Annotated in this window: 8 protein-coding genes; 2 read left to right on the top strand and 6 right to left on the bottom strand. The window is 72.2% G+C overall.

Going from position 1 to position 8,507, the window contains the following annotated elements:
* Window positions 1–125 precede the first annotated feature (125 nt).
* The 3 genes from ABZ945_RS17020 to ABZ945_RS17030 all read right to left on the bottom strand — a co-directional run bounded on the left by ABZ945_RS17020 (window position 126) and on the right by ABZ945_RS17030 (window position 2,573).
* Window positions 126–629, bottom strand: coding sequence for a nucleoside deaminase (locus ABZ945_RS17020; protein ID WP_361269643.1), 504 nt, complete (start codon window positions 627–629; stop codon window positions 126–128).
* A gap of 203 nt (window positions 630–832) precedes the next feature.
* A complete protein-coding gene (locus tag ABZ945_RS17025; RefSeq protein ID WP_248634517.1) occupies window positions 833–1,600 on the bottom strand; it encodes an ABC transporter permease in 768 nt (255 codons plus the stop codon).
* Complete coding sequence (locus ABZ945_RS17030) at window positions 1,590–2,573, bottom strand: ATP-binding cassette domain-containing protein (protein WP_361269646.1); 984 nt, start codon at window positions 2,571–2,573, stop codon at window positions 1,590–1,592. The genes ABZ945_RS17025 and ABZ945_RS17030 overlap by 11 nt, the downstream gene beginning before the upstream one ends.
* A 173-nt stretch (window positions 2,574–2,746) precedes the next feature.
* On the opposite strand from ABZ945_RS17030, the gene ABZ945_RS17035 reads away from it, so the two are divergent.
* The gene (locus ABZ945_RS17035) at window positions 2,747–3,577 is read left to right on the top strand and encodes a TetR/AcrR family transcriptional regulator (RefSeq protein WP_361269649.1); all 831 of its coding nucleotides are present in this window, start codon (window positions 2,747–2,749) and stop codon (window positions 3,575–3,577) included.
* A gap of 240 nt (window positions 3,578–3,817) precedes the next feature.
* Window positions 3,818–4,468, top strand: a complete 651-nt coding sequence (locus ABZ945_RS17040; RefSeq protein ID WP_308282351.1) for an LmbU family transcriptional regulator — start codon at window positions 3,818–3,820, stop codon at window positions 4,466–4,468.
* A 210-nt stretch (window positions 4,469–4,678) separates the two neighbouring features.
* Here ABZ945_RS17040 and ABZ945_RS17045 read toward each other — a convergent pair whose 3' ends face one another.
* The 3 genes from ABZ945_RS17045 to kynU all read right to left on the bottom strand — a co-directional run bounded on the left by ABZ945_RS17045 (window position 4,679) and on the right by kynU (window position 8,492).
* Window positions 4,679–5,962, bottom strand: coding sequence for a cytochrome P450 (locus tag ABZ945_RS17045; RefSeq protein ID WP_361269652.1), 1,284 nt, complete (start codon window positions 5,960–5,962; stop codon window positions 4,679–4,681).
* Between the two features lie 105 nt (window positions 5,963–6,067).
* On the bottom strand, window positions 6,068–7,108 hold the full coding sequence (locus ABZ945_RS17050; protein ID WP_361269655.1) for a methyltransferase: 1,041 nt from the start codon (window positions 7,106–7,108) through the stop codon (window positions 6,068–6,070).
* A 121-nt stretch (window positions 7,109–7,229) separates the two neighbouring features.
* Window positions 7,230–8,492, bottom strand: coding sequence for a kynureninase (kynU, locus tag ABZ945_RS17055; protein ID WP_361269658.1), 1,263 nt, complete (start codon window positions 8,490–8,492; stop codon window positions 7,230–7,232).
* Window positions 8,493–8,507: the final 15 nt, after the last annotated feature.

Consider the following 8,507-nt stretch of genomic DNA (forward strand, 5'->3'; position numbering starts at 1 on the left):
TCAGCCGGCAGGCCAGGGCGAGCCGCTGGGTGGTCAGCCAGGCCAGCGGGGTGGTGCCGAGCTCCGCACGGAAGCGGCGGTGCAGAGTGCCGTCGTCGTCCCGGGCCACCGCCGCCCGGGGACCGTCAGTAGTCGACGCGGTCGGCCTTGGCCAGCCAGGCGTCGAACGGCGCGGTGCGGTTCGGCAGGTCCAGCCGCTCCACCGGCATCGGCCACAGCGAGGCGGGCTTCTTGTCGAACAGCTCGTAGAACCGGCGGTCGTCGAAACCGGCCACCGCGGCGTCGTGCCGGTCGGCGGCGTAGACGATCCGGTCGATGCGCGCCCACAGCGCGGAGGAGAGGCACATCGGACAGGGCTCGCAGGAGGTGACCAGGACGCAGCCCTCCAGCGAGAAGTCACCCAGCCGCCGGCAGGCGGCCCGCATCACGCTCACCTCGGCGTGCGCCGTGGGGTCCAGGGTCGCGGTGACCTGGTTGTTCCCGCTGGCCACCACCACGCCGTCCTTGACGACCAGCGCGCCGAACGGACCGCCGCCGCCTGCCACACTGGTGGTGGCGAGCGTGATCGCCTCGTTCAGCCAGGCGTGCTCAAGGTCCTGGACGCCGGCTTCCTGGATGGGTGCGGTCACGGTGACTCCTTGTCGGTAACGGTGCGGGGGGCACGCGCGGGTGCTCCACCGCTAAGGAGTACACAGCCAACCGAGGGTATTCAGCCAGGAAAGGAAGCCATGAAAGCGTCCCGGGGCCGGGGCCGGGAGTTCGTAGATTCCCACAACGCCGCCGGTCCGGGGCCTCCGGCGTCCCCGTCCTTCCCAGACTCCCTCAGGCGTTCTCAGGCGTTCTCCTTGCGGAAGGTCCGGGTGCCCCACAGCAGCGCCAGGGCGGCCAGCAGGAGCAGCACCACCGAACCGGTCAGCAGGGTGGACGAGTCCCAGTCGCCGCGGAACGCGGCCCGCTCGGCGTCCACCACATGGGTCAGCGGGTTGATCCGGGCCAGGTTGTACAGCCAGCTCGGGGCCATCTCCTCGGTGACCGGCAGCAGCACGCCGGAGAGCAGCAGCAGCGGCAGCAGCACCGCGTTCATCAGGGACGGGAAGGCCGCCTCGCTCTTGAGTATCAGCGCCAGCGCGTACGACCCCGAGGACAGCGCGATGGCCAGCACCGCGGCGATCGCCAGGCTGAGCAGCATCCCGGACAGCGGCGCGTCCAGATCGAAGACCAGCAGGGTCACCAGCACGATCAGCACCGACTGCGCGGCGGCCTGCACGGCCTGGGCCAGCACCTTGCCGAAGAGCAGGGCGGACCGGCTGGCGGCGGTGGTGCGGAAGCGGTCGACCACGCCGACCCGGTACTCGGTGAGCAGCCCGACCCCGGCGAACGCCCCGCTGAACAGCGCCGTCTGCACGATGAGGGCCGGGGTCAGCACCTTCCAGGCGTCGCCCGAGGGGAAGCCGGGGGTGTGCTCGGCCACCGTCACCATCAGCGGGCCGAACAGGAACAGATACAGCAGCGGCTGCATGATGCCGATCAGCAGCCAGGTGGGGCTGCGCAGGGACAGCGTCATATCGCGGGTGAAGATCAGCCAGGTGTCACGCAGCATGGGTGGCCTCCACGGCCGGGTTCGGGCTCTCGCCGTCGCGCAGCGAACGGCCGGTCAGACTGAGGAACACATCGTCCAGGGTGGGCCGGTTGACCTTCACCGAGGTCATGGTGATGTCCTGGGCGTCCAGGGCGCGCAGCAGCTCCGGCAGGGCCGCGTCACCTCGGGGCACCCGGAAGCGCACGGTCGTCTCGTTGACGGTGACCTCGTGCGCCCCGGGCAGCCGGTGGGCCACCTCGGCGGCCTCCTCGGCCCGGTCGGCGACCTCCACGGTGACGGCGTCGCCGGCCACCCGTGACTTCAGCTCGTCGGGGGTGCCCTCGGCGACGATCGTGCCGTGGTCGGTCACCAGGATCCGGTCGCACAGGGCGTCGGCCTCGTCCAGGTAGTGGGTGGTGAGGAAGACGGTCATGCCCTGCTCCGCCCGCATCCGCCGCACATGGTCCCAGAGGTTGGCCCGGCTCTGCGGGTCCAGCCCGGTGGTGGGCTCGTCCAGGAAGACCAACTCCGGTCCGTGCACCAGCCCCAGGGCGATGTCCAGCCGACGGCGCTGACCGCCGGAGAGCGTCTTGGTGGGGCGCTGGCCCAGGTCGGCCAGGTCCAGTTCGTCGGCCAGCAGCGCCCCGCGCCGCCTGGCCTCCGCCCGGGACAGCCCGTACAGCCGCGCCTGGGTCTCGATCTCCTCCGCCACCCGGGCCTCCGGCCAGGAGGACCCGCCCTGGGCCACATAGCCGATCCGGCGCCGGACGCCCTGCGGGTCCGCCAGCAGGTCGCAGCCGGCCACGGTGCCGGTGCCGCCGGTGGGGCGCAGCAGGGTGGTCAGCATCCGCAGGGTGGTGGTCTTGCCGGCCCCGTTCGGGCCGAGGAAGCCGACGAGCTCGCCGGCCGACACGTCGAAGTCGATGCCCTTCACCGCGTCGACGGTCCGCCCGCGCACGGCGAACTGCCGGGCCAGACCTCGCACTGTGATCATGAGTCCTTCTCTCTTGCCCGCGGTGCCCGCCGTGTCCACCAGGCAACGGGCGGTTCGACGCCGGCGGGCCGTCCCGGCTCGGGCGAGGGGCGCGTACACCCGCTCACCTGATATGCTTACACCGTAAAGAGTTGCCTCGGTGGAGGTTACTTTATGCGGTAAGGAGTTGCAAGGTGGTCTTTTTTGCCGGACAGGGCGACGCCCGTCGCTCGATGGCTCTGCTCTGGCGCTCGGCCGATTCCGCGGCCACCCGGTCGGTGCCCGGACCCAAACCGGGGCTGGATGTCGACACGATCGTGGCCGCGGGTATCGCACTCGCCGACGAGCAGGGCATGGACGCCCTCTCGATGCGCGCGGTGGGCAGTCGGCTGGGGCGCACCGCCATGGCGCTCTACACCTATGTGCCCAGCAAGAGCGAGCTGGTCGACCTCATGCACGACCGGGCGCTGGCCGAGCTGCCGACCGCCTACGACACCGCTGCGGGCTGGCGCCCGGCGATCACCGGCTGGGCGGACGACACCTGGGACTTCTATCTGCGCCACCCGTGGGTGCTCTCGGTCTCCCAGGCCAGGCCGGTGCTCGGCCCCGGCGAGTACGCGCAGCTGGAGACGGTGGTCCGGATCCTCGGCGGCATCGGCCTGGAGCCGCTGCGGGTCCGCCGGGTGATTGCCCTGCTGTTCCAGTTCGTCCGGGGGATGGCCCGGGTGGCGTCCGAGCAGCGGCAGGCGGCGGCGGCCACCGGGGTGTCCGATGACGAGTGGTGGTCGGTCCGCTCGGCGCTGCTGGCCGAGGTCGCCCCCGACTTCGCCGAGCGCTTCCCGGCCCTGGCGGCCCTGGAGGCACGCGCCACCCCCGCCGCCGAGCTGCCCGCCGGGTCCGGGCAGCCCGAGGAGGCCGAGGGGTCGCCCGCCGAACGCGAGGCCCGTCAGGCCTTCCTGGCCGGACTCCAGGTCATCCTCGACGGCGTCGACACGGCCGTACGGGCCGCGGGCGAGGAGGGCTGAGGCCCCGGCGCCCCGCCCCCGTGGCCGCCCGCGAACCCATTACCACACAATGACGTTACCTATTCGGAAGTGCGATTTCCGGACCTCCCGCTGAACTTCCGCGTACTGACCGGAAGTGCACATTGACTCGATCTCGAAAGCTGTTCTACGGTTTTTCGGGCTTACGGCCTTAACTGGGCAAGCCGTGGGCCGAAAACGGCTGGTGCGAGATGTGTCGGTGCCTCGATGGCAGGGGGATGCGTGCAGCAAATCGCCAGAGACGACCAGGACGACCGGCGGCTACCCGTCAGCCGGCGGGGGGCCGCCAGGTCCGCGCCCCGCAGGGATCCCGGCCAGGAGCGCATCCTGACCACCCGGGTCGGCCTGAAGATCCCGGTCGGCCTGCCGTACGACCGGTGGCAGAAGGCGGGAGCGCACATCTTCCAGATCGCCGACTCCTCGGCCTGGTGCCTGGGCGACTGGATGGTCTACGGGCAGGAACGTTACGCCGACCGCTACCAGACCGGGGTGCAGGCCGCCGGGCTCGACTACCAGACCCTGCGCAACTACGCCTGGGTGGCACGCCACTTCGAGCTCTGGCGGCGCCGCGAGGAGCTGAGCTTCGGCCACCATGCCGAGGTCACCTCGCTGCCGCCCGCCGAGGCCGACGCCTGGCTCGACCGCGCGGAGCAGCACGGCTGGTCCAGGAACCAGCTCCGCGCCCAACTGCGCCAGAGCCGCCAGGGCAACCGGGCGGTCAGCGCACCCGAACGCGCCAGCCTGCCCCGTATCTCCGCCCCCTCGGACCGGGTGGAGCGCTGGCGGGAGGCGGCCTCCCGGATGGAGCGGGACTTCGAGGAGTGGATACTGGTCGCTCTCGACCGGGCCGCCGCCCACGAGATCGGCCCCTGACCCGCGCCGCTGGGCCGCGCCCCTGAGCGGCCGCCCCCGGCCGGCCGCATACCCCACGTGCCGGCCCCACCGGCCGCGTACCCCACGTGCCGGCCCCACCGACCGACCGCGTACCCCGCTGCCGGCCTCACCGGCCACTTCCCCGAGGGGCCGCCCATCACGGGCGGCCCCTCACCCATGCCGCGGGCCGGCACGCCCCGACCCGGCCGCTCAGGGTGTCAGCCGCAGCCGCAGCGAGTTCAGCCGCCAGCTCCCGGGCAGATGGGCCCGGTCCAGCTCGCCGTCCGGATCGGCCAGCGCCAGGTCCGGGTAGTGCTCCAGCAGCGTGCCGAACGCCACCTCGCCCTCCTGCCGGGCCAGCGTCGCGCCCAGGCAGTAGTGGATGCCATGGCCGAAACCGACATGGTTCTCCGCCTGCCCCTCCTGGTGGCGCAGGATGTCCAGCCGGTCCGGCTCGGCGTAGTGGCGCGGGTCGAAGTTGGCCGACACCAGCACCAGTTGGACCGCGTCACCCCGGGCGACGGGCACCCCGGCCAGCTCCAGGTCCTCGGTCGCGTACCGCAACCTGGCCACCTGCACCGAGCCGCACCAGCGCATCAGCTCATGGACCGTGCGCGGCAGCAGCGCGGGGTCCTTGCGCAGCAGCGCCAACTGCTCGGGATGGGTGAGCAGTGCGGCGGTGCCGTTGCCGATCAGATGGGCGCTCGTCTCATGCCCGGCCAGCACCAGGGTCAGGATCATGGTGACCATCTCGGTGTCGCTGAGCCGGCTGCCGTCGTCGTCCTGCGCCCGGATCAGCGCGCTCAGCAGGTCTTCGCGGAGCGCGGCCCGCCGTTCGCCGATCAGCTCATGGCAGTAGCGGATCATCACCGGGAAGGACTGCTCCAGCCGCTCGGGCCGCATCGAGACCAGATCGCCGCCCCACTCCCGCCAGGAGTCCAGATCGGCCGCCGGGATGCCGACCAGCTCGCAGATCACCCGGATGGAGAGCGGATAGGCGAAGTGCTCCAGCAGATCGACCGCGCCGTCCGGCTCCGCCCGCTCCGGCAGCCCGGCGAGCAACTCCTCGGCGATCCGCTCGATGTCCGGCCGCAGATCCAGGATCCGGCGGGCGGCGAACGCCCGGGTCACCAGCCGTCGCAGCCGAGGATGGTCCGGCGGGTCGCTGTCCAGGATCGAGCCGAGCAGATACACCCGCAGCTGGTGGGGGACGTTGAGCAGGTCCATCATGGACTCGCGCGGATCCGCGCCCTGCTGGCCGGGGACGTGCGAGGGCGTGTTGACGAACCGGGGGTCGCGCAGCACCCGCCGGACGTCCTCGTAGCGGGTGACGAACCACACCGGGGTGCCGTCGACGAACCGGCCGCGGACCACCGGCGCCTGCTCGCGCAGCCGGCCGTATCCGCCGAACGGGTCCGCCAGCAGCGGCGGGTCCATCATGTGGGGGCAGGTGCCCGGGCCGGTCTCGGCGGCGCCGGGGGCAGTCAGGGACATGGTTCGGGCTCCGGTTGGCTCGCAGGTGCCCCACGGGAAGACCGCGGGGGCGTCACTCAACCGCACCACCACGGCGCGGAGCGGTCACTTCCAGTCATTCGGCAATCACTTGACCGCGCTGATCACACCGTGCGGCGTCCACCGGCCGCCCGGCAGCCGCTCCGGCTTGACGAAGCCGGCGGCGGCGAACCACTCCTCGTACTGGCCCCACCGGTAGATGGTGCTGCTCCCGGCGGGCAGGGTCGCGAAGTAGACGTTGTCCAGCGCCGCGTACAGCGGGCCGTCGCCGCTGTCGTCGGACATCGCGCTGAACACCAGCACCCGGCCGCCCTCCGGCAGGGCCGCGTACGCCTTGCCCAGCAGCCGGGTGTTCTCCTCCGGCGACCAGATCACCAGCTGGTTGGCGAAGAGCACGCAGTCATGGCCCGGCGGGTAGTCGTCGGCGAAGATGTCCGCGGCCCGCACCTCGATCCGGTCGGCGAGGCCGCGTTCGGCGATCCTGCGCCGGGCGATCTCCACCGTCCCCGGCAGGTCCAGCACGGTGAAGGAGACCCCCGGGTTCGCCTCGGCCAGCGCGATGGCGTTCACCCCGTCGCCGCCGCCGACGTCCAGCACCCGGCGCACCCCGGTCAGATCCGCCTTCTCCACCAGCACCGGGTTGGACAGCCGCGACCAGGACCGCATACAGCGGTAGAACAACTGCTCAAGCTCCGGGTCGGCGGACAGCCGGTGGTACAGATCCGGTCCGCTGCCCTTGATCCGCCGCAGACCCACATTGGTGTCGGCGCGCAGCGACTCGGTGAAGTCCACCTCGGCGGGGCGGACGATCCGCTCCTCGTAGTCGATCAGATCGTCGATGATCTCCCAGGTGCCGTCCGCGAACAGCCCGTCCAGCAGACCGGCGTTGCGGTAGCCCTCGCCCTCCCGGACCGTCAGGCCCAGCGCGGTGGTGCCCAGCAGCAGGATCTGCACCGGCCGCTCCGCCAGGCCGAGTTCCCGTTCGACCTCCCGCGCGGTCAGCCCGGGACTGCTCCGCAGCAGCCGGAACAGGCCGAGGTTCCGGCCCGCGTTGAGCATCTGGAAGGCCGAGGAACCGAACAGGATCCGGACCAGGCCGTCGGTGGTGAGCGGGGACACGTCTGCCATCAGGGCTCCCAAGCGAGACAAGCGATAGACGAGACAAGCGAGATAGACGAGACAAGCGATACAGACGAGACAGGCGAGACGACGAACGGACGAGGAGAGGTACGGGGGTGAGGGGCCGCGATCAGGTCACCCGGGCCAGTCCGGCCGGGCGGGCGAGGTAGGCGCCCCGGGCGGCGACCTCGCGCAGCCGGTCCAGCGCGTCCCACACCTCGGTGAACCGGGTGTACAGCGGGGAGGGGCCGATCCGCAGCCGGTCCGGGGTCCGGTAGTCGCACACCACCTTCGCCTCCGCGGCGAGCGTCTGGCAGATCCGCCAGGCCTCCGGATGGTGCAGCGACAGATGCGACCCCCGCAGCTCCGGCGGGCGCGGCGAGGCCGGCCGGAACCCCAGCGGGGCGAGCCAGTCGTCCGCCAGGGCGTCCGCCAGCCGGCCCAGCAGCAGCCCCTTGGCCCGGATGCGCGCCACCCCGGCCTCCTCCACCACCGTCAGCGCCGGATCGATCGCCGCCAGCGACAGCAGCGGCGGGGTGCTCACCAGGAACCGCCCGATCGACGCCACCGGGTCGTACTCCGGCCCCATCGCGAACTGCTCCCGCTGCCCGAACCACCCCCACACCGGCTGCCGCAGCACCTCGTGCAGCTCCCGCCGCACATAGAGGAACGCGGGCGAACCCGGGCCGCCGTTCAGATACTTGTAGGTGCAGCCGACCGCCAGCTCCGCGCCCGACGCGGTCAGCTCCACCGGCACCGCTCCGGCCGCGTGCGACAGGTCCCACAGCACCCGCGCCCCGGCCGCGCGGGCCAGCCCGTTCACCGCCGCCATGTCCGCCAGCGCCCCGCTGCGGTACGACACCAGGGACAGCACCACCAGTGCCGTGTCCCCGTCCAGCGCCGCCCGCAGCACCTCCAGGTCCAGGCCGCCGTCCAGGTCCGAGGCGAGCCGGCGCAACCGCAGCCCGCGCTGCTCGGCCAGCCCCTGGAGCACATAGCGGTTGGTCGGGAAGTCCTCGGCGTCCATCAGCACCGTGGTACGCCCCGGGGCCGCGTCCAGCGCGGCGGCGGCCAGCTTGTAGAGGTTCACCGAGGTCGAGTCGGACACCACCACCTCACCGGGGCGGGCGCCCAGCACCCGCTCGGCGAGGCGGTCACCGAGCCGCGCGCCCCAGTCGATCCAGTCGCCCCAGGACCGCACCAGCCCGCCGCCCCAGCCCTCCTCCACCACCCGGCGCAGCAGCTCCGGGGTGGCGGCCGGCAGCCGGCCCAGTGAGTTTCCGTCCAGATAGATCGTTTCCGGGTCGGTGATGACGAACCGCTCCCGGAACGCCGCCAGCGGATCGGCCGCGTCCAGCTCCTCGGCCACCGTGCGCGAGATCCCGCCCTTCATGGTCCTCCCCTTCCT

Source organism: Streptomyces sp. NPDC046887 (assembly GCF_040644755.1).
GTDB classification, from domain to species: domain Bacteria; phylum Actinomycetota; class Actinomycetes; order Streptomycetales; family Streptomycetaceae; genus Streptomyces; species Streptomyces lichenis.

Coding starts and splice junctions, on each gene's coding strand:
- ABZ945_RS17050 (WP_361269655.1), bottom strand. CDS start 7,108: ATGGCAGACGTGTCCCCGCTCACCACCGACGGCCTGGTCCGGATCCTG.
- ABZ945_RS17045 (WP_361269652.1), bottom strand. CDS start 5,962: ATGTCCCTGACTGCCCCCGGCGCCGCCGAGACCGGCCCGGGCACCTGC.
- ABZ945_RS17025 (WP_248634517.1), bottom strand. CDS start 1,600: ATGCTGCGTGACACCTGGCTGATCTTCACCCGCGATATGACGCTGTCC.
- ABZ945_RS17030 (WP_361269646.1), bottom strand. CDS start 2,573: ATGATCACAGTGCGAGGTCTGGCCCGGCAGTTCGCCGTGCGCGGGCGG.
- kynU (WP_361269658.1), bottom strand. CDS start 8,492: ATGAAGGGCGGGATCTCGCGCACGGTGGCCGAGGAGCTGGACGCGGCC.